The 21,236-nt window shown below is 72.3% G+C and carries 16 protein-coding genes and 1 other RNA gene; 16 read left to right on the top strand and 1 reads right to left on the bottom strand.

Annotated features, from left to right (window positions below; genetic code table 11):
• Positions 1-157: 157 nt before the first annotated feature.
• From ACFWIA_RS22055 to ACFWIA_RS22000, 12 genes are all read left to right on the top strand, one after another.
• Positions 158-1,456 (top strand): S41 family peptidase, encoded by a 1,299-nt coding sequence (locus ACFWIA_RS22055; RefSeq protein ID WP_387007651.1) that lies wholly within the window; start codon positions 158-160, stop codon positions 1,454-1,456.
• Between the two features lie 79 nt (positions 1,457-1,535).
• Entirely contained in the window at positions 1,536-2,015 is a 480-nt protein-coding gene (smpB, locus tag ACFWIA_RS22050; protein ID WP_387007649.1) for an SsrA-binding protein SmpB, read from the top strand.
• A 149-nt stretch (positions 2,016-2,164) separates the two neighbouring features.
• Positions 2,165-2,534, top strand: a transfer-messenger RNA (tmRNA) gene (ssrA, locus tag ACFWIA_RS22045).
• A 368-nt stretch (positions 2,535-2,902) separates the two neighbouring features.
• A complete protein-coding gene (locus ACFWIA_RS22040) occupies positions 2,903-3,655 on the top strand; it encodes a hypothetical protein (protein ID WP_387007647.1) in 753 nt (250 codons plus the stop codon).
• Positions 3,652-5,826, top strand: a complete 2,175-nt coding sequence (locus ACFWIA_RS22035) for a glycosyltransferase (RefSeq protein ID WP_387007645.1) — start codon at positions 3,652-3,654, stop codon at positions 5,824-5,826. Before ACFWIA_RS22040 ends, ACFWIA_RS22035 begins: the two co-directional genes overlap by 4 nt.
• Entirely contained in the window at positions 5,823-7,133 is a 1,311-nt protein-coding gene (locus ACFWIA_RS22030) for an acyltransferase (RefSeq protein WP_387007643.1), read from the top strand. The genes ACFWIA_RS22035 and ACFWIA_RS22030 overlap by 4 nt, the downstream gene beginning before the upstream one ends.
• A 962-nt stretch (positions 7,134-8,095) precedes the next feature.
• Positions 8,096-8,689: a CGNR zinc finger domain-containing protein gene (locus ACFWIA_RS22025; RefSeq protein WP_387007641.1), complete on the top strand. Its 594-nt coding sequence runs from the start codon at positions 8,096-8,098 to the stop codon at positions 8,687-8,689.
• 203 nt (positions 8,690-8,892) lie between these two features.
• Positions 8,893-9,471: a sigma-70 family RNA polymerase sigma factor gene (locus tag ACFWIA_RS22020; RefSeq protein WP_387007639.1), complete on the top strand. Its 579-nt coding sequence runs from the start codon at positions 8,893-8,895 to the stop codon at positions 9,469-9,471.
• Positions 9,468-10,259, top strand: a complete 792-nt coding sequence (locus tag ACFWIA_RS22015; RefSeq protein ID WP_387007637.1) for a zf-HC2 domain-containing protein — start codon at positions 9,468-9,470, stop codon at positions 10,257-10,259. Before ACFWIA_RS22020 ends, ACFWIA_RS22015 begins: the two co-directional genes overlap by 4 nt.
• Positions 10,260-10,556: 297 nt before the next feature.
• Positions 10,557-12,902, top strand: coding sequence for a HelD family protein (locus ACFWIA_RS22010; RefSeq protein WP_387007712.1), 2,346 nt, complete (start codon positions 10,557-10,559; stop codon positions 12,900-12,902).
• Between the two features lie 464 nt (positions 12,903-13,366).
• Entirely contained in the window at positions 13,367-14,791 is a 1,425-nt protein-coding gene (locus ACFWIA_RS22005; RefSeq protein WP_387007635.1) for an NAD-dependent malic enzyme, read from the top strand.
• 334 nt (positions 14,792-15,125) lie between these two features.
• A complete protein-coding gene (locus ACFWIA_RS22000; protein WP_385486861.1) occupies positions 15,126-15,407 on the top strand; it encodes an HU family DNA-binding protein in 282 nt (93 codons plus the stop codon).
• A 273-nt stretch (positions 15,408-15,680) separates the two neighbouring features.
• Here the strand turns inward: ACFWIA_RS22000 and murA are convergent, their stop codons facing one another.
• Positions 15,681-17,027, bottom strand: coding sequence for a UDP-N-acetylglucosamine 1-carboxyvinyltransferase (murA, locus tag ACFWIA_RS21995; RefSeq protein ID WP_385486863.1), 1,347 nt, complete (start codon positions 17,025-17,027; stop codon positions 15,681-15,683).
• 253 nt (positions 17,028-17,280) lie between these two features.
• On the opposite strand from murA, the gene ACFWIA_RS21990 reads away from it, so the two are divergent.
• The 4 genes from ACFWIA_RS21990 (at position 17,281) to ACFWIA_RS21975 (ending at position 21,101) form a co-directional block, all read left to right on the top strand.
• Positions 17,281-17,853 (top strand): YqgE/AlgH family protein, encoded by a 573-nt coding sequence (locus ACFWIA_RS21990; protein ID WP_387007711.1) that lies wholly within the window; start codon positions 17,281-17,283, stop codon positions 17,851-17,853.
• Positions 17,854-17,922: 69 nt separating this feature from the next.
• A complete protein-coding gene (locus tag ACFWIA_RS21985; protein WP_387007633.1) occupies positions 17,923-18,216 on the top strand; it encodes a DUF3039 domain-containing protein in 294 nt (97 codons plus the stop codon).
• Positions 18,217-18,795: 579 nt separating this feature from the next.
• Positions 18,796-20,112, top strand: coding sequence for an extracellular solute-binding protein (locus ACFWIA_RS21980; RefSeq protein WP_387007709.1), 1,317 nt, complete (start codon positions 18,796-18,798; stop codon positions 20,110-20,112).
• Positions 20,113-20,129: 17 nt separating this feature from the next.
• Entirely contained in the window at positions 20,130-21,101 is a 972-nt protein-coding gene (locus tag ACFWIA_RS21975; RefSeq protein ID WP_387007631.1) for a carbohydrate ABC transporter permease, read from the top strand.
• Positions 21,102-21,236 lie beyond the last annotated feature (135 nt).

Here is a 21,236-nt window from a genome sequence, read left to right as displayed (position 1 = left end):
CGCCCGGCGGGGAACGAGCGGCGGGTGCGTGCCGTGCCTTGCCACGGGCGCGGGCTCACGTCCATGGGCGGGCCGCACCCCGTGGTGTGAGATTCGCCCCGGGCGCCGCCTCGCCAACCCGCAGTGCGGTGCCCGACGTTGTCCTAGACTCACCGGCATGTCAGGCCCGGACCTGTTCTCGAATCCCCGCCGCGTCCGCCGCGGGGCGGCTCTGACCTTGGTGTTCACCAGTGTCCTCATCACCGGTGCCGCCGCCGGCTCTTGGACCGGCCCCGTCGGGGAGAGCGCCGCCCGGCCGGTGGCCCGGGGCGTTCCCACCGACCCCGCGCCCGGCCGGCCCGTCGCGCCCGACGAAGTGGCCGACGCCGCCGTCTCGGCCATGCTGGACGGCAAGTCCCCGTTGGAGGCCGCCGAACGCGCGGTCAGCCGGAGCGGGGACCGCTGGGGAGCGGTCTACTCCGAGGGCGAGTACGCGGAGTTCGCCCGGGCCCTGGACGGCGAGTACACCGGCGTCGGACTGTGGGCGCGGCGCGCCGAGGGCGGACTGATCGAGGTGACCCGGGTGCGGCCCGAAGGACCCGCCGGACGGGCCGGGGTGCGCGAGGGCGACCTGATCCGGCGGATCGACGCCACGCGGGTGGACGGGCGCCCCGTTACCGAGGTCATCGGTCTGCTCCGCGGCGACGACCCGGCGGCGGACGGCGGCCCGGCCGCCGCCGGAACCGAGGTGCGGCTGCGGCTCCAGCGCGGCGAGCGGACCTGGACCGAGACCCTGCGCAGGGCGGTCCTCACCACCGAGCCGGTGACCGTGGAGCGTCGCGGCACGGACCTCGACCCCCGGGTGCTGATCAAGGTCGCCGCGTTCACCCAGGGGTCCGGCGCGGAGGTCCGCTCGGCGGTGCGCGCCGCCCCGCCCGGCGCCGGCATCCTGCTCGACCTGCGCGGCAACTCCGGCGGGCTGGTCAGCGAGGCGGCCGAGGCGGCGTCCGCCTTCCTCGACGGGGGGCTCGTCGCCACCTACGACGTGCGGGGCGAACAGCACGCCGTGCACGCACGGCCCGGCGGTGACACCGCGCACCCGGTGGTCGCCCTGGTCGACGGGGGCACGATGAGCGCGGCCGAGCTGCTGACCGGCGCCCTCCAGGACCGTGGACGCGCGGTGGTCGTGGGCTCGCGGACCTTCGGCAAGGGCTCGGTCCAGTTGCCCAGCGCGCTGCCGGACGGTTCGGTCGCCGAGCTGACCGTCGGGCACTACCGCACCCCCTCGGGGCGCACGCTCGACGGCGAGGGCATCACCCCGGACCTGGAGGCCGACGGCGCCGCGCCCGGGACGCCGCCGCCCCCCGCCGACCTCGACGCGCCCGGCCCGACCGACCGGGGTTCCGGGGGCGACGGGCCCGACCCCGTGGAGCGGCAGGCCGAGACCGTCCTGAGCGGACTGGGCGACCAGCCGTAGCGCACCGGGACCGCCGCGGCGCGGTCCCCACAAATGCGCTGGCCGAGTACCCCCCGTGTGGTGCGAAAATGGCGGCACTATGGCTAAGGAAAAAGGGCGCAAGCTGATCGCGCAGAACAAGAAGGCGCGGCACGACTACCTCCTGCTCGACACCTTCGAGGCCGGGCTGGTCCTCACGGGCACCGAGGTGAAGTCGCTGCGCCAGGGGCGGGCCTCCCTGGTCGACGGCTTCGTGCAGCTCGACGACGGCGAGGCGTGGCTGCACAACGTGCACGTACCGGAGTACCACCAGGGCACCTGGACGAACCACTCGGCCAAGCGCAAGCGCAAGCTGCTGCTGCACCGCGCGGAGATCGACAAGCTGGTCGCCAAGTCCCAGGAGACCGGGCACACCATCGTGCCGCTGGCCCTGTACTTCAAGGACGGCCGGGCGAAGGTCGAGATCGCGTTGGCGCGCGGCAAGAAGGAGTACGACAAGCGGCAGACGCTACGGGAACAGCAGGACCGTCGGGAGACGGACCGGGCGATCTCGGCGGCCCGCCGACGCCAGCGCGCCTGAGCCGGAATCGCACGTCGAGCCGGGGCCGTACGCCGTCGGGCGGACTCGGCCGCGGGAATGCGCTGGCCCCGCGCGGTGCTGTTCCCGTACGATGGTGATCGCACCCCAAAGCGAGAGCGAGCGGGGTGTGGACCTTGAAAAAAACACATGGGGATGATCGGTTTCGACAGCGGCTGTCGAAGCAGGGGAAGCGTGTCGAGGAAGCGGCAATGATCTCGTAAACCATATGTCGCAACCAATAATCGCCGAAACCAAGCGCGATTCCTTCGCCCTCGCTGCCTAAGTAGCGACGCGTGAAGTGTCAGCCCGGGGGTGTTCCCGACCCGGATCCTGGCATCAGCTAGGGAACTAAACTCCTAGACCCGGTCACGGGGCCTAGGAGGAAATCTCACAGTGACTGAGCCCGTCGGAGACTTGTTCGCGTGATCTCCGGGGCCGAGAAAATCGTAGCGAACTGCACACGGAGAAGCCCTGGTTCTGCACCGTTGGACGCGGGTTCGATTCCCGCCATCTCCACATCCCTAGAAGGGCCCCCGACCTGTGAGAACAGGTCGGGGGCCCTTCTGTTTTCCCCGGTCTTGCCACCCGTAGGGGAGGGGAGGCGCCCCGCCGTCACCCCCTGACCGGGCGCCCCTCGGTCGGGCGCCCCGAACGGGTGTCCCCGGTGGCCGGTGCCGTGCGAGAGCGGTTTCCGGACAGCTCGCCGGGGGGTCCGCGTTGTCCACGTTCTGGCTCGGAACCTCCACCTTCGCTCACGTGCGCTACATTCGTCGCCTGAGCAATCGTGGTAGTGGGGGCGCTCGGACCGGGTGGGGGCCTGGTGAAGCGACGTGTGCTCGACGTCGCCGGCGCGCTCACGAAGTTCGTGTGGGGGGATGCGCGCGCGCATGGAAAATTGGCGAGAACACACCCAACCTGGGCAGACGCATGATCCGAACGAGGTCACCGTCCAGATGGACGGCGTCGGCGAGGAGCTGGGGGAACTCCTGTCCGAGTCCACCACCCGGGCCCGCCAGACGACGGTGGCCCCGGACGGTCCCGTGTTCGTGGACGAGACGGGTCGGCGCAGCCGGCTGTACCGCAGGATAGGCATGGCCGTCGTCATCGGCTGCGCGGTCTACGCGTGCGTCATCGTGGCGACGGTCGTCTCCGGCAATTCGAGCGCCCCCTGGCTGCCCATGCCCGACACCCAGGCCGAGCCCGCCGGGAAGGTCGACACCTCCCCGGGCCCCTCCGCCTCCGCCGAGCCCTCCACCTCGGCCTCGGCGCCGTCCAGCGCCCCTGCCTCCGCGACCGCGGAATCCGTGGCACCCGCCGCCGACCCCGGCCCGTCCGCCGGCGGCCGTACGCAGGCGCCGGCCGCCGATCCCGGCACGGCCACCCCCGAGGCGTCCGCCGACGCCCCCGACCCCGAGCCCACGGGCACCCGCAGCGGCGCGCCTGTCCGCCCCGAGATCGGGATCAGTCGCCCGCCGATCACCGGTGGCGTCCGTGAACCGGACGCGACCGACCGTCCCGGCGACGGCACCGCCCCGCCCACCGCCTCCGCGTCCGCCCCGGCCTCACCGAGCGGCGAACCGGAAGAGTCACCCGATGACGACGGCCAGCCCCTCGCGGCCCCGGAGGACGCTCGGTCATGAAGTCCCGCAAGCGCGGTCGCCGGGCCTCTCCCCGGCGCCGCCGCCTTCCCCTGCGCTATCTGCTGCCCAGCCTGGTCCTGGCGGCGCTGATGGCCATGCTCATGCTGCGCGGCTACGTGCACAGCGAGATCCTCGCGGACCACCGGATCGCCCCGTCGACCCACAACGACCAGGTCCCCGACGCGATCCGCAAGGGCAAGCCGGTGATCGACGTGCGGGGCGGCAAGCTCAACACCGTCGGCGTGCCGGACGACCGGATCGTCCTCACCTTCGACGACGGCCCCGACCCCGAGTGGACCCCGAAGGTCCTCGACACGCTCAAGAAGCACGACGCGCGCGGCGTGTTCTTCGTGACCGGGACGATGGCCTCCCGCCACCCGGGCCTGGTCAAGCGGATGGTGGACGAGGGCCACGAGGTGGGGCTGCACACCTTCAACCACCCCGACCTGTCGCTCCAGTCCACCCGCCGCATCGACTGGGAGCTGTCGCAGAACCAGCTCGCCCTCGCCGGCGCCGCGGACATCCGCACCTCCCTGTTCCGGCCCCCGTACTCGTCGTTCGCGCACGCCTTCGACAACCGCAACTGGCCGGTCACCAAGTACATCGGCGGGCACGGCTACCTGACCGTCGTCAACAACACCGACAGCCAGGACTGGAAGCGGCCCGGCGTCGACGAGATCATCCGCCGGTCCGTGCCCAAGCCGGGCAAGGGCGCCATCGTCCTGATGCACGACTCCGGCGGCGACCGCTCGCAGACCGTCGCCGCGCTCGACCGGATGGTGCCCGACCTCCAGGCCAAGGGCTACGAGTTCACCCACCTCACCGAAGCCCTCGACATGCCGAGCGCGCACACCCGCGTCAGCGGTCTCGACCTGTGGAAGGGCAAGGCGTGGATCTTCCTGGTCCAGGCCGCCGAGCACCTCACCGGCATCCTCGCCGGCGGCCTCGCCGTGATCGGGTTCCTCGTCATCACCCGCTTCGGGCTGATGCTCCTGCTGTCGTTCCTGCACGCCCGCAAGGTCCGCCGCCGGAACTTCCGCTGGGGGCCGACGATCACCGAACCGGTGTCGGTGCTGGTGCCCGCGTACAACGAGGCCAAGTGCATCGAGAACACCGTCCGGTCCCTGATGGACAGCGACCACCCGATCGAGATCCTGGTGATCGACGACGGTTCCTCCGACGGCACCGCCCGCATCGTCGAGGACATGCGGCTGCCCAACGTGCGCGTGGTGCGGCAACTCAACGCGGGCAAGCCCGCCGCCCTCAACCGCGGCATCGCCAACGCCCGCTTCGACCTCATCGTCATGATGGACGGCGACACCGTCTTCGAGCCGTCCACCGTCCGTGAACTCGTCCAGCCCTTCGGCGACCCCAAGGTCGGCGCCGTCGCGGGCAACGCCAAGGTCGGCAACCGGGACTCCCTCATCGGGGCCTGGCAGCACATCGAGTACGTGATGGGCTTCAACCTCGACCGCCGCATGTACGACCTGCTGCGCTGCATGCCGACCATCCCCGGAGCGGTCGGCGCCTTCCGCCGCTCCGCGCTGGAACGCGTCGGCGGCATGAGCGACGACACGCTCGCCGAGGACACCGACATCACCATGGCCATGCACCGCGACGGCTGGCACGTCGTCTACGCGGAGCGGGCCCGGGCCTGGACCGAGGCACCCGAATCGGTGCAGCAGCTGTGGTCCCAGCGCTACCGCTGGTCGTACGGCACCATGCAGGCCATCTGGAAGCACCGCCGCGCCCTGGTGGAGCGCGGCCCCTCCGGCCGCTTCGGCCGGGTCGGACTCCCGCTGGTCTCCCTGTTCATGGTCCTCGGCCCGCTGCTCGCCCCGCTGATCGACGTGTTCCTGCTGTACGGGCTCGTCTTCGGGCCCACCGGCAAGACGGTCGTCGCCTGGCTGGGCGTCCTCGCGATCCAGGCCGCCTGCGCGGCGTACGCCTTCCGGCTCGACCGGGAGAAGATGGTCCACCTGATCTCGCTGCCGCTGCAACAGATCCTGTACCGGCAACTGATGTACGTGGTGCTGCTCCAGTCCTGGATCACCGCCCTGACCGGCGGCCGACTGCGCTGGCAGAAGCTGCGCCGCACCGGTGTCGTCGGCGCCGCCCCGGGCGGCGCGCCCCGGCCGGACGACGCGCGCGACCGGAGGCCGGTGGCATGACGTACCCACCGCAGGGGCCCGGGTCGGGCCCCGGGGCCGGCACGCCCGACTGGGTCACCGCCGGCTGGGACACCCACCAGTCCGCCCCGGCCGCGCCGCCCGCGCCGGCGGCCCCGGCCCCGGCCCCGGCCCCGGACGAGTCGCCGCAGCCGTCCACCAAACGGGCCGCGGGCCGTGACCGGTACCTCGACCTGCTGCGCACCTTCGCCCTGGTCCGGGTGGTCGTCTACCACATCTACGGCTGGGCCTGGCTGACGATCGTCTTCCCCTCCATGGGCGTGATGTTCGCGCTCGCCGGCGCCCTGATGGCCCGCTCCCTCAAGCGCCCCGCCTGGGGAGTGATCAAGAGCCGGGTCCGCCGGCTGCTGCCCCCGCTGTGGCTGTTCGGCGCGGCGGTCGTGCCGTTGATGTTCCTGGCCGGCTGGGACCCGGGCAACGACCCCAACCAGACGGGCAACTGGGGCTGGATCAAGCTCCTCAACTACCTGCTGCCCGTCGGTTCGCCCGTCTACCCGCTCAGCGTCGGGCACGAGGGCGGGCTGCTGGACCCGGAATGGGCCATGTACGCCGCCGGGCCCCTGTGGTACCTGCGCACGTACCTGTGGCTGGTCGTCGCCTCGCCGCTGTTGTTGTGGGCGTTCCGCCGGGCCCCCTGGGTCACGATGCTCGCCCCCCTGGGGCTGACCGCCGTGGTCGGCACCGACCTCGTGGAGATCCCCGGTTCGACCGGTTACGCGATCGAGGGCTTCGCCGTCTACGCGGGCTGCTGGGCCCTCGGCTTCGCCCACGAGGAGGGCGTCCTGCGGCGGCTGCCGCGCTACGTCACCATCTCGGTCGCCGCGTTCATCATGGCGTTCGGCCTGTGGTGGGCCGCGGGCCACCAGACGAAGTTCGGCATGGACCTCAACGAGATCCCGCTCGCCCAGGCCACCTGGTCGTTCGGCGCGGTGGCGATCCTGCTGGTCTACGCGCCCTCCTGGCAGCAGTTGCCCGGTCGCTTCGCCCGTTGGGACAAACTCGTCACGCTGTTCAACAACCGGGCCGTGACGATCTACCTGTGGCACAACGCCCTGATCGTCGCCACCATCCCGATGATCTCCGAGCTGTACAGCCTGCCGTTCATGACGGAGGGCTCGATGCGGGTGCTCACGGCCACCTTCCAGTTCTGGATGCTGGTCCTGATCTGGCCGCTGATCGCCTTGATGATCCTCTCCGTGGGCTGGTTGGAGGACGTCGCCGCCCGGCGCCGGCCCCGGCTCTGGCCGACCACCCCGCCGCGCCGCGGCTCCCCGCGCCGCCGCACCTGACCCCACGGTCCGGGGCGGGGCCCGCGCCCCGTCCGGACGGCGACCCGCTCCGGACCGCCCGACGTGTCGCGGCCTTACCGCCGGCGCGGCGGCCCCCGGCACCGGCCCGTCACGCGGGCGTCCTACTCGGTCGCTCGTCGGCGGGGCGCCCGTGGTTCCGGTCGACCCGGTGACCGTTCGGCCCCGCTCGCCGGCGCGGCGGCCCCGCCGGTCCCTCACCTGTCCATGCCGGCGCCGGCAACGAGTGCCGCCCGCCCCGCCGCGGTCGGCCACCCGGTCGCTCTGGGGTCGGCCGCTGGCGCGGTGGCCCCCGCCCGGGTCGGTCGCGGGCCGGCGACCCCGGCCCCGGGTGTCGGCGCGGCGGCCCCGGTCGGTGCGTCACAGGGGCACCCGCCCCGGGCGCGGGCACCTCGGCCGCGGTCCGTCATACGGCCACCTGACGGGGTGCCGGTACCGGCACCGGCGCGACGGCCACGGTCCGGTACGCGACCGCTCCGGGCGCTGGCGCGACGGCCCGGACCCCCGGCACCCGGCCGGTAGCCCCCGCCCGGCCCGCCGCACGGCGACCCCGCTCCGGACCGTCAGACGCGTGGCTGGTTCGCCTCGGGCACCTGCGAGGGTGACCGCGGCTCCGGTCCGCCCTGCGGTCCGGTCGACCGCGGCGGGCCCCCGGTCGGCAACCTGGTCGTTCCCGCTTCGGCCGCTGGTGCGGTGGCCCCCGCCCGGGTCAGTCGCGGGCCGGCGACCCCACCCCGGTGCCCGGACGGTGGCCACGGTCCGGTGCGTCACGCGGTCACCCGCCCCGGCGGCACGGTGGCCCCCGGCCCCGGGCGTCCGGTCGGCAGCCCCCGCTCGGCCCGCCGCACGGCGACCCCGCGCGGGGTCTTCCCCGGGCGCCCCCCGACGGGCACTGTAGGGACGACCGCTTGGCCCACGGCACCGTGAAGGGCCGGTGACCGCGCATGCCCCCGCTCCCCTCCGAATCCGCCGAGCCGTCCTCCCCGGCCGGCCGCCCCTGCCTCGACCTGCTGGACACCGCACACGCCGGGGACCGGCTGGACACCCTCGACGCCCTGCGCGCCTGGTGCGCCGAGACGGGTCTCGTCCCGCCGGGCACCCCGCTGCGCACCGCGACCACCCGCTGGCTCACCGCGTTCCGTGACCTCCGCACCCAGGTGACGGTCCTGGTCCGGGCCGAACTCGCGGCCCGGGTCGATCCCGCGCTGCCCGTCGCCCTCGCCCGGATCAACGCCCTGGCCAGATCGGCGCCCCCCACCCCGCGCGCCGTGCGCACCGACGACGGCACCCTCACCCGGGCCCTCCACCCCGACCCGGGCTGCGCCGCGCTCCTGGCGCTCGTCGCCCGGGACGTCATCGACCTGCTGACCGACCCCGAGGCGCGGGCCCGACTGCGCGAGTGCGCGGCCGACGACTGCTCGCGGGTCTACCTCGACACCTCCCGCGGCGCCCGCCGCCGCTGGTGCTCCAGCGAACGCTGCGGCAACCGCACCCGGGTGGCCCGCCACCGGCGCCGCGCCCAGGTGGCCCGGGCCTGACCTGGCCGCCGCCCGCCACACTCCGGCATAACCGGACATGCCCCGTTCCAGCCCTCACCCACCGTGCGCCCGTCGCTACAACTCCCGCTGTTGCGCGGTCACTTCGCAGCTCCGTTGAACAGCTTCCCGACCCGGCGCGTATCCCGGGGTGCAAGCGAGCGGTCGGGCCCCGCCCGGTCGAATCGGGGACACCGGAGGTAGGCGTGCGCAAGGATTCAGCCGTGGCCGATGAACGCCCGCCAAGGGCCCGACATCGATTGGTCCAGCCCACGTCCGAACCGGACGAGGAGCTGATGCGCGCGCTGTACCGGGAGCACGCCGGCCCCCTGCTCGCCTATGTGCTGCGGCTGGTCGCGGGAGACCGTCAGCGGGCGGAGGACGTGGTCCAGGAAACCCTCATCCGGGCCTGGAAGAACGCCGGTCAACTGGGCCGGGCAACGGGTTCGGTACGCCCCTGGCTGGTGACGGTGGCCCGACGTATCGTGATTGACGGCCACCGCAGCCGGCAGGCCCGGCCGCAGGAGGTCGAACCGTCACCTCTGGAGGTCATCCCCGCGGAGGACGAGATCGACAAGGCGTTGTGGCTGATGACACTTTCGGACGCGCTCGACGACCTGACGCCCGCTCACCGGGAGGTCCTCGTCGAGACCTATTTCAAGGGCCGCACGGTCAACGAGGCGGCCCAGACACTCGGCATACCCAGCGGGACCGTGCGGTCACGGGTGTTCTACGCCCTTCGCTCGATGAAGTTGGCACTGGAGGAGCGGGGGGTGACGGCATGACACCGAACGAGGCGAATGACGTCCACGAGACGGTGGGCGCCTACGCCCTGGGGATCCTGGACGAGCACGAGGCGAGCGCCTTCGAGAACCACCTCGCCGGCTGCGAGTGGTGCGCCGGCCAACTGGACGAACTGGCCGGCATGGAACCCATGTTGGCCGCCCTCGCCGATCTGCCGGCGGCCCCCGGGCTCCCGGCCGGCAACCCGGCGGTCGCCCGGCAGCTCACGACGCGGCCGAGCCCCCGGCTCGCGGAGCGGCTGGTCGACGAGGTCGCGGCCCGGCGCATCCGCAAGAAGCGCCGCGGACTGTACTTGGTGGCCGCCGCGGCGGCCCTGATCGTCGGGGGTCCGCTGGCGGTCGTCGCGGCCACCGGCGGTCAGGACGCCCCGCCGCCCACCGCCGGCCACGGAACCCGCCCGACGAGCCCGGCGGAGGACGCCTTCTTCCACCACATGGACGAGAAGGTGGTGGCGACCGACGTCAAGACGAAGATCACCGCCACCGTCGGGATGGAACACAAGGCGTGGGGCACCCACACCGTGCTGGAGCTGAAGAACGTCAAGGGCCCCGAGAAGTGCAGTCTGATCGCCGTCGGCAAGAACGGCGAACGCGAGACCGTGACCACCTGGTCGGTGCCCACCTGGGGGTACGGGATCGCCGGCGCCGAGCGCCGCGAGGCACGCAACCCGCTGTACGTGCACGGCGGCGCCGCGATGGCTCGTGAGGACATCAGCCACTTCGAGGTGCGGACCCTGGACGGGAAGGAACTGGTGAAGGTGGAGGCGTAGTTCCGACGGCCGCTCCTCAGTGCCGGCCGGGTTCCCTCACCCGGCCGCCCCCGCGCACCGGCCCCCCACACCGGCCCCCGCGCACGTACGCCCGGCACACCCCGCAGCGCGGGGCAGCGTCCGGGCGTCTTGTCGTCCCGGGCGCCGGAAGCCCCCACGGAGCGGGCGGTCGGGACGGGCCCGGCGGGACGGGTCCGGCGGGCGACGCCGGTGGACGACGGGGCCGGGCGGGCGGACCCGTCTCCCGAGGGCGGCGGCGCGTGGCGCCCGGCGGGTCCGGTGGCGTACGGTGGACGGCTGCCATGCACGTCAGAAGGGGGCCCGGTGGCCGCTCAGCACGCCGCTCTCGACTCGGTCCGTGAACGCGAGATCGGTGTCGAACAGGATCATCTCGACCAGGTCTACCGACGCCTTGAGGAGAAGATCCAGGACGCCGAATTCCTGATGCGGGACGCGGCCAGGCTCAGCCAGGTCGGCACGCCCGGCGCACTCGCCGAGCGCGATGCGCAGGTCTTCCGCGCCGGAGCGCATCTCAACCGTCTCAACAACGAGTTCGAGGACTTCCTGTTCGGTCGGATCGACCTGCTGGAGGGCAAGGACGGCCAGCGGGGGCCCGACGGCGCGTACACCTCCGTCGAACCGGCCGACGGCGTCATCGGCGTCGACCCCGAGGACCCCGCCCGCCAGGTCGCGGACATCGCGGAGACCCTGCACATCGGTCGGATCGGCGTCCTCGACGCGGACTACAGCCCGCTGGTCATCGACTGGCGGGCGCCCGCCGCCGCGCCCTTCTACCGCTCGACGCCCGTGGAACCCGGCCGGGTCGTCCGCCGCCGGGTGATCCGCTCCCGGGGCCGCAAGGTCCTCGGCGTCGAGGACGACCTGATGCGCCCCGAGGTGACCGCCTACCTCGACGGCGACGAACTGCCCGTGATCGGGGACGGCGCGCTGATGGCCGCGCTGGGTCAGGCCCGCGGACACACCATGCGGGACATCGTCGCCTCGATCCAGGCCGAACAGGACCTCGTGATCCGCGCCCCCGCCGCCTCCGTCACCCTGGTCGAGGGCGGGCCCGGCACCGGCAAGACGGCCGTCGCGCTGCACCGGGCCGCGTACCTGCTCTACCAGGACCGGCGCCGCTACGCCGGCGGCATCCTGATCGTCTCGCCGACCCCGCTGCTGGTCGCCTACACCGAGGGCGTGCTGCCCTCGCTCGGCGAGGAGGGCCAGGTCGCGATCCGGGCGCTCGGCAACCTCGTCGACGGCGCCGAGGCCACCGTGTACGACGCCCCGGCGACCGCCCGGGTCAAGGGCTCGTCCAGGATGGTGCGGGTGCTGCGCAAGGCGGCCCGCGGCGCCCTGGAAACGCCCCCGGCAGCGGCTGCGGCTGATGTCTCGACGCACCGACTGCGGGTGGTCGCGCACGGCCGCCGCCTGGAACTCGACGCCGACCGGCTCGCCCGCATCCGCGAGGCCGCCCTCGGCGGCACCGCCCCGGTGAACCTGCTGCGCCCGCGGGCCCGCCGGCTGCTGCTGGACGCGCTGTGGGCGCAGTCCGGCTCCGCCTCCCGGCACACCGATCCCGAACTCGCCGCCGAACTGCGCTCCTCCTTCGACGAGGACGTCACCTCGGAGGACTCCTTCACCGGCTTCCTGGACGCCTGGTGGCCGGAGCTGACCCCCCGCCGGGTGCTGGCCGCGATGGGCGACGAGAAGCGGCTCGCCCGCTGGTCGCGCCGCATCCTCAACCCGGGGGAGGCACGGCGGGTGGCCCGCTCCCTGAGCCGCGGCGCGCTCTCCGTCCACGACGTGGCGCTGCTCGACGAGCTCCAGGCGATCCTGGGCACCCCCGCCCGCCCCCGCCAGCGCCGCGAGGCCGACCCGCTGGACCAGCTCACCGGCCTGGAGGAGCTGATGCCGGTGCGCGAGGAGTCCCGCCGCGAGCGGGCCGAGCGACTGGCCGCCGAACGGGTCGAGTACGCGCACGTCATCGTGGACGAGGCGCAGGACCTCACGCCCATGCAGTGGCGGCTGGTGGGCCGCCGCGGACGGCACGCGACCTGGACCGTGGTCGGTGACCCGGCGCAGTCCTCCTGGTCGGACGTGGACGAGGCGGCCGAGGCCCGGGACGAGGCGCTGGGCAGCCGCCCCCGCCGCCGCTTCACCCTCACCGTGAACTACCGCAACCCGGCCGAGATCGCCGAGCTCGCCGCGAAGGTCCTGGCCCTGGCGATGCCCGGCGCGACCTCGCCGTCCGCGGTGCGCTCCACGGGCCTGCGGCCCCGGTTCGCGACCGTCGGCGACGAGGGGCTCGGGGCCGCCGTGCGCGCGGAGGCCGAACGGCTGCTCGGCGCGGTGGACGGCACGGTCGGCGTCGTCGTGGCCATGAACCGCCGGGCGGAGGCCGCGCGCTGGCTCGCCGGGCTGGGGGACCGGGCCGTCGCCCTCGGCAGCCTGGAGGCCAAGGGCCTGGAGTACGACGCCACGGTCGTGGTGTCCCCGGCGGAGATCGCCGACGAGTCGCCCGCCGGGCTACGGGTGCTCTACGTGGCGCTGACCCGCGCGACCCAGCAGCTCACGGTGTTGTCCGGGGCGCGTGACGAACCCGATCCGGACGGTGTTCCCGACCTGCTGAGGGAGTGAGGCCCACTCCCCAGGGTGACCCGGCACCGTCCGTTCGGCCTGATGCGGGGCGGACCCGGGCGACGGGAATTGCCTTGCGGGGATCCTTTGTTACCGTGGACGTGACACCGGCCCGATCCAAGCCCCCGGGCCCAACCTTCGTCGCTACGAGCGACCACTTGCCGCGAGGCGAGCATGGCGGGTCGGTGTCGTCCAGCAAGACCGAGAGGCCCGCGTCCTTCGTGACGCGGGCCTCTCGGCTGTGACGCGGGCCTCTCGGCGGCCCCGGCGGATTCCGTATGCTGGAAGAGAACTTCCGTAAACAACGGTCCGGCTGCGTGAACAAAAGCTTCGCAATACGGGGCGGCTACCACGTACCCGACGGTAGGTGCGACCATCGGAAGGCGCTGTCCGGCCCCGCCGGGCGGCGCGCACGTGACACGACGACGTGCACGCGACACAGAGGGAAGAAGAGGAAGTCGGCCATGGCAACGGCGCCCAGCGTCTCCTACTCGATGACGGTCCGCTTGGAGGTGCCCGCCAGCGGAACCGCGGTATCGCAGCTCACGACCGCCGTCGAGTCCTCCGGGGGCTCGGTGACCGGCCTCGACGTCACCGCCTCCGGCCACGAGAAGCTGCGCATCGACGTCACCATCGCCGCGACCTCCACCGCGCACGCCGAGGAGATCGTCGGCAAGCTGCGCACCATCGAGGGCGTCGTCCTCGGCAAGGTCTCCGACCGTACGTTCCTCATGCACCTCGGCGGCAAGATCGAGATGCAGTCCAAGCACCCCATTCGCAACCGCGACGACCTCTCCATGGTCTACACGCCCGGGGTGGCGCGGGTCTGCATGGCCATCGCCGAGAACCCCGAGGACGCCCGCCGGCTCACCATCAAGCGCAACTCCGTCGCCGTGGTCACCGACGGTTCCGCCGTCCTCGGCCTCGGCAACATCGGCCCCAAGGCCGCGCTGCCCGTGATGGAGGGCAAGGCCGCCCTCTTCAAGCGCTTCGCCGGCATCGACGCCTGGCCGCTGTGCCTGGACACCCAGGACACCGACGCGATCGTCGAGATCGTCAAGGCCATCGCCCCCGGCTTCGCGGGCATCAACCTGGAGGACATCTCCGCGCCCCGCTGCTTCGAGATCGAGGCACGGCTGCGCGAGGCCCTCGACATCCCCGTCTTCCACGACGACCAGCACGGCACCGCCATCGTCGTCCTCGCCGCCCTCACCAACGCCCTGCGCGTGGTCGGCAAGGCGATCGGCGACGTGCGCGTGGTGATGTCGGGCGCCGGCGCCGCCGGTACCGCCATCCTCAAGCTGCTGCTCGCCGCCGGGGTCAAGAACGCCGTCGTCGCCGACATCCACGGCGTGGTGCACGGCGGGCGCGAGGACCTGGTGTCCGCCGACTCCGAGTCGCCGCTGCGCTGGATCGCCGACAACACCAACCCCGAGGGCCTCACCGGCACCCTGAAGGAGGCCGTGCGCGGCGCGGACGTCTTCATCGGCGTCTCCGCCCCGAACGTCCTCGGCGGCGAGGACGTCGCCGCGATGGCCGACGGCGGCATCGTCTTCGCCCTGGCCAACCCGGACCCTGAGGTCGACCCGACGATCGCCCGTCAGACGGCCACCGTGGTCGCCACCGGCCGCTCCGACTTCCCCAACCAGATCAACAACGTGCTGGTCTTCCCGGGCGTCTTTCGCGGTCTGCTCGACGCGCAGTCCCACACCGTCAACACGGACATGATGCTGGCCGCCGCCACCGCGCTGGCGGGCGTCGTCACCGAGGACGAGCTGAACCCGAACTACATCATCCCGAGCGTGTTCAACGACAAGGTCGCCCCGGCGGTCGCCGGAGCCGTCCGGCAGGCCGCCAAGGCCGCTGCTGCCGCCGCCGAGCGGGGCTGACCGCCACCCGGAGGAACCCACGGGGTCGGCGCGTCGCGAAAACCGACCGCCGACCCCCCGCTTAGGCTTGCGGCCAGCAGGGGACCGGCCGACCCAACAGCCCCCTGCGCTCCGCTTCCGGGACCGAACGGAGCGTCACCGTTTCGCGGCGGTGGCGCTTTTCGTGTGACTCCCAGGGGTGCCGGATTGGCGTTCCCGCCGCAGGTGGGGGCAGGATGCCTCTCTGGGCGCGAGGGTCCGGCGACGGACCCGGGTCAGGGGCCCGACCGAGGAACCTGGCAGCATCGGCTTCGATCTCACGCCTCAACGGCAAGATGAACACGGGAGTACAAACATGAACCGCAGTGAGCTGGTGGCCGCGCTGGCCGACCGCGCCGAGGTGACCCGCAAGGACGCCGACGCCGTGCTGGCCGCGTTCGCCGAGACGGTCGGCGAGATCGTCGCCAAGGGCGACGAGAAGGTCACCATCCCCGGCTTCCTGACCTTCGAGCGCACCCTCCGTGCCGCTCGCACCGCCCGCAACCCGCAGACCGGTGAGCCGATCAACATCCCCGCCGGGTACAGCGTGAAGGTCTCCGCCGGGTCCAAGCTGAAGGAAGCCGCCAAGGGCAAGTAAGGCGGCCCGTGCCCGCGCCGGAGACGGCGCGGGACCCACACAGGCGAAAGGGGCGGCACCCGGGCCAGGGTGCCGCCCCGTCGCGTTCCGTACCGCCCGTCCGGTCCCCGGCCCCCCCGTCCGGCGCCCGGGCGGCGCGCACGAGGACCCCGGGGCGGCCCGCACGGGCCCACGAGGCGCGTGTACCGCCCACCGAGGCGCCAGGAACGCCCTGCGGCACCCGAAGGGCCCCGGACGACCGTCCGGGGCCCTTCTCGACCGTGTACGGCCCGCTCAGTCGCTCAGCGGGGCCCCGCCCGGCAGCTCCACCTTCGCGCCGAGCGCCTGGAGCTTGTCCATGAAGTTCTCGTAACCCCGGTTGATCAGCTCGATCCCGTGCACCCGGGAGGTGCCCTGCGCGGCCAGCGCGGCGATCAGGTACGAGAACCCGCCCCGCAGGTCCGGGATGACCAGGTCCGCGCCCTGGAGCCGGGTGGGCCCGGACACGACCGCGGAGTGCAGGAAGTTGCGCTGCCCGAACCGGCAGTGCGAACCGCCCAGGCACTCGCGGTACAGCTGGATGTGCGCGCCCATCTGGTTCAGCGCCGAGGTGAAGCCGAGCCGCGACTCGTACACCGTCTCGTGGATGATAGACAGCCCGGTGGCCTGGGTCAGCGCGACCACCAGCGGCTGCTGCCAGTCGGTCTGGAACCCGGGGGCCACGTCCGTCTCCAGCGCGATGGCGTTCAGGGTGCCGCCCGGGTGCCAGAAGCGGATGCCCTCGTCGTCGATCTCGAAGGCGCCGCCGACCTTACGGTAGGTGTTCAGGAACGTCATCATGGAGCGCTGCTGCGCCCCGCGGACGTAGATGTTGCCCTCGGTCGCCAGCGCGGCGGACGCCCAGGAGGCCGCCTCCAGCCGGTCCGGGAGCGCCGCGTGGGTGTAGCCGCCGAGCTTGTCCACACCGGTGATGCGGATCGTGCGGTCCGTGTCGATGGCGATGATCGCGCCCATCTTCTGGAGCACGCAGATCAGGTCTTCGATCTCCGGCTCCACCGCGGCGTTCGACAGCTCGGTGACGCCCTCGGCGAGCACCGCCGTCAGCAGCACCTGCTCGGTCGTGCCGACCGACGGGTACGGCAGCCGGATCTTGGTGCCGCGCAGCCGCTGCGGCGCCTCCAGGTACTGGCCGTCGTCGCGCTTCTCGATGCGCGCGCCGAACTGCCGCAGCACGTCGAAGTGGAAGTCGATCGGACGGCCGCCGATGTCGCAGCCGCCGAGGCCGGGGATGAACGCGTGGCCGAGCCGGTGCAGCAACGGGCCGCAGAACAGGATGGGGATGCGTGAGGAACCCGCGTGGGCGTCGATGTCCGCGACGTTCGCGCTCTCGACGTGCGTCGGGTCGAGCACCAGCTCGCCCGGTTCCTCGCCGGGGCGCACCGTCACGCCATGGAGCTGGAGCAGACCGCGGACGACCCTGACATCACGGATGTCCGGAACGTTGCGCAATCTGCTGGGACCGCTGCCGAGCAGGGCGGCGACCATGGCCTTGGGCACAAGGTTCTTCGCGCCGCGGACACGGATCTCGCCCTCCAGCGGGGTTCCGCCGTGGACAAGCAGGACATCGTCGTTGACGGTCATGTATCTCGCGTTCCGAGTGAGACGGGCAGGGGGCCGAGCAGCTAGCGTAATGGCCGCGCACCCCCCTTCTGTAAGCCCGCTGCGGCCACGGGTCCGTCATGACTTCGCCACAACACGAACCGGGGTCATTCGGGCACACGGGGTGACCTCCGGCGTCCGCCGCCCAAACCCGTCAGCGGGCGGGCGGACAGCGCACGTCCCGGTCCGGGAGTTGACGCCCCCGGGGCGGGGAAGATGCGGGATCATGTCCTCCATGACCGAGGTGTCCTCGCTCACAGGGCGGCTGCTCGTGGCAACGCCCGCCCTGGCCGACCCCAACTTCGACCGCGCGGTGGTGCTGCTCCTCGACCACGACGAGGAGGGCTCGCTCGGCGTGGTCCTCAACCGCCCGACGCCGGTGGGCGTCGGCGACATCCTGGAGGACTGGGCCGAACTGGCCGGCGAGCCGGGCGTCGTCTTCCAGGGCGGCCCCGTCTCGCTCGACTCGGCGCTCGGCGTCGCGGTGATCCCCGGCGGCGGTTCCGCCGAGCGGGCGCCGCTCGGCTGGCGCCGGGTGCACGGCGCGATCGGCCTGGTCGACCTGGGCACCCCGCCGGAGCTGTTGGCCGCGGCCCTCGGCTCGCTGCGGATCTTCGCGGGGTACGCGGGCTGGGGCCCCGGCCAGTTGGAGGAGGAGCTGCGCGAGGGCGCCTGGTACGTCGTGGAGTCGGAGCCCGGGGACGTGTCCTCGCCGGTGCCCGAACGGTTGTGGCGGGAGGTCCTGCGGCGGCAGCGCAGCGAGCTGGCGATGGTGGCGACCTATCCGGACGACCCGTCCCTCAACTGACGGGGACGGGACCCGCACCCCGGCGCCCGTGGGACCGGATACCCCCGGGTTTCAGTACCCTTGGCAGCTATGAGCACTCTTGAGCCCGAGCCCGAGCGCGGGACTGGTACGGGGACCCTCGTCGAGCCGACGCCGCAGACTTCGCACGGTGACGGTGATCACGAGCGCTTCGCCCACTACGTCCAGAAGGACAAGATCATGGCGAGCGCGCTCGACGGCACTCCCGTCGTCGCGCTCTGCGGCAAGGTCTGGGTGCCGGGCCGCGACCCGAAGAAGTATCCGGTGTGCCCCATGTGCAAGGAGATCTACGAGTCCATGGGCATCGGCGGCAAGGACGGAAAGAACGGCAAGGACGGCAAGTAGGTCCGTCCTTCGGTACGGAACGAGTTGCGTGGCGGGGCCCTTCGGTGGGCCCCGCCACGCGCATTTCACCGTCCGGTGCGCTGTCCCGTGCGGGTGCGCTGTCGTTTCGCGCAGTTCCCCGCGCCCCTATCGGGGCACTCTGGCAGGGGTGCGCGGTCCCCCCTCGGCAGGACAGCGCACAGCGGGCGAATCAGGGGCGCGGGGAACTGCGCAAACCAACCACGCACCCGCACGGGACGGCGCACCGCAGGGTGATCGCACCCCGATAGGGGCGCGGGGAACTGCGCGAAACGACCACGCACCCGCACGGGACGGCGCACCCCCACAGAGTGAACGCCGGCCCGGCGAGGGCTACGTCCCAATGGTCCAGACCTGTCGGGATCAAAACGCCACAAAGCACAGCACCCCGTTGCGCACCCTGCATTCGCCGGTCACGGACTGGTTGAGACCGCCCGCTGAACCCTTGATGAACCCAGGGAACCGCCTTAGCCTCCGTCTTGTTGTGCACCGCGAAACACTCGTTGCGCATATTGCAACGTGAACTCGGAGGACCGCTCGATGAAGCTCCCGCAGAAGTTCATGAACCGGGCAACGCCCGGCCAGCGTCGACGGTCCGCCGCCCTCGCCGCACTGACCGTCGCCGCCCTGACCGCGACCGCCTGCGCCCCGCAGAGCTCGGACAACTCGTCCGACAAGGACGAGAAGTCCGGCACCCTGCGCGTCTGGCTCTTCCAGGAGGTCAACAACAAGCCCAAGGAGGACGTGGTCAACCGGGCCATCGACTCCTTCAAGAAGGCCAACGACGGCGCCGACGTCAAGGTCGAGTACATCCCCGTCGAGACCCGCGCCGAGAAGATCAAGGCCGCGTTCAACGACCCCAAGAGCGCCCCGGACATCGTCGAGTACGGCAACACCGACACCGCCGGCTACGTGAAGGACGGCGGGCTCGCCGACATCACCAAGGAGTTCGGCGACTGGGCCGACGCCAAGGACACCGACCCCACGGCCCGCGAGTCGGTCACCGTCGACGGCAAGGTCTACGGCGCCCCCTACTTCGTCGGCGTGCGCGCCCTGTACTACCGCACCGACATCCTCAAGGAACTCGACCTCGCCGTCCCCAAGACGCAGGCCGAGCTGATCAGCACCGCGAAGAAGATCCGCAAGGCCAAGCCGGAGCTCTACGGCCTCGCGGTCGGCGGCGCGTACACGTACGGCGCCATGCCGTTCCTCTGGTCCAACGGCGGCGAAATAGCCTCGGAGAGCGGCGGGAAGTACCAGTCCGCCCTCGACAGCGCCGCCTCCCAGAAGGGCATCAAGGCGTACACCTCGCTGTTCGGCGACGACAACTGTCCGGCCGCCAAGTGTGCGGGCATGGGCGGCAACGACACCGTCACCGCCTTCGCCTCCGGCAAGGCGGGCATGGCGATCGGCGGCGACTTCAGCCACGCCGCGGTGGAAGCCGGCAAGGTCAAGGACAAGTACGCCGTGGTCCCGCTGCCCGGCGTCAAGGAGGGCGACATCGCCCCCGCCTTCGCCGGCGGCAACAACATCGGCGTCCTCAAGAGCACCGAGCGCCGCACCCTCGCCGTGAACCTCGTCAAGGAGATCGCCGGCAAGAAGACCCAGGGCGAACTCTTCGAAGCGATGGGCTTCCTGCCCACCTTCACGGACGTCCGCAAGGACGCCGCGGCCGAGCAGCCGTTCATCAAGCCCTTCATCGACACCCTCGCCTCGGGCGCCAAGTTCGTGCCCGCGTCGCCCGCCTGGGGCCAGATCGACGCCTCCCTGGTGCTGCCGACGATGTTCCAGGAGGTGGTCAGCGGCCGCAAGGACGTGGCGACCGCCTCCAAGGACGCGGCGAAGAAGATGAACGACGCCTTCTCCTCCGCGGGCTGAACCGAGAGTCCTGACCCATGACGCACGACATCACCGTCGACAAGCCCCCGACGGCGTTGCGCGGGCGGGGGCGCCGGCCGAACAGGTCCGGCGCCCGGCCGCCCCGGCGCCCCGGGCGCTCCGCCTGGACACCCTGGCTGTACCTCGCGCCGGCCCTGGTCGTCCTGGCCGGCCTCCTCGTCTACCCGATCTACCAGCTCGGTCTGATCTCCTTCCTGGAGTACACCCAGGCCCAGGTCAGCGGTGGCGAACCGACGACCTTCAAGGGGTTCGACAACTACGCCACGCTCTTCCGCGACGAACAGTTCTGGCAGGTCCTCCTGGCCACCGTGCTGTTCGCCGCCGCCTGCGTGGTCTCCACGCTCGCCATCGGCTGCGCGCTGGCCGTCCTGCTCACCCGCATCCGGGCCGTGCCCCGGCTCGCCCTGATGATGGCGGCCCTCGGTGCCTGGGCGACCCCCGCGGTCACCGGCTCCACGGTGTGGGTGTTCCTGTTCGACCCCGACTTCGGCCCCGTCAACAAGGTGCTCGGGCTCGGGGACCACTCGTGGACCTACGACCGGCTCAGCGCCTTCGCGCTGGTCCTGTTCGAAGTGGTCTGGTGCTCGTTCCCGTTCGTGATGGTCACCGTCTACGCGGGCATCCGCGCGGTGCCCTCCGAAGTGCTGGAGGCCGCGTCGCTGGACGGCGCCTCGCAGTGGCGGATCTGGCGGTCGGTGCTCATGCCGATGCTGCGCCCCATCCTCGTGGTCGTCACCATCCAGTCCATCATCTGGGACTTCAAGGTCTTCACCCAGATCTACGTGATGACCAACGGCGGCGGCATCGCCGGCCAGAACATGGTCCTCAATGTGTACGCGTATCAAAAGGCGTTCGCGTCCTCGCAGTACAGCCTCGGCTCCGCCATCGGCGTGGTCATGCTGCTGATCCTGCTCGTGGTCACGCTCGTCTATCTGCGGCTGCTGCGGCGCCAGGGGGAGGAACTGTGAGCGGCACGGCGGTGGAGGGCGGCCACGCGGACGCCCCGCGCGACGGCGGCCCCGGCACCCTGGTGGACGCCCCCGCCGAGGACCGCGCGGACGGTTCCCCGGCGGACGGGACACCCGAGCGCGGCGGGAGCGGCG

The sequence above is a fragment of the Streptomyces sp. NPDC127068 genome, assembly GCF_042724695.1.
In the GTDB taxonomy this organism is placed as follows: Bacteria; Actinomycetota; Actinomycetes; order Streptomycetales; family Streptomycetaceae; genus Streptomyces.
Note: the sequence above shows the minus strand (reverse complement) of the source record. Positions and strands in the feature narration are given on the sequence as shown.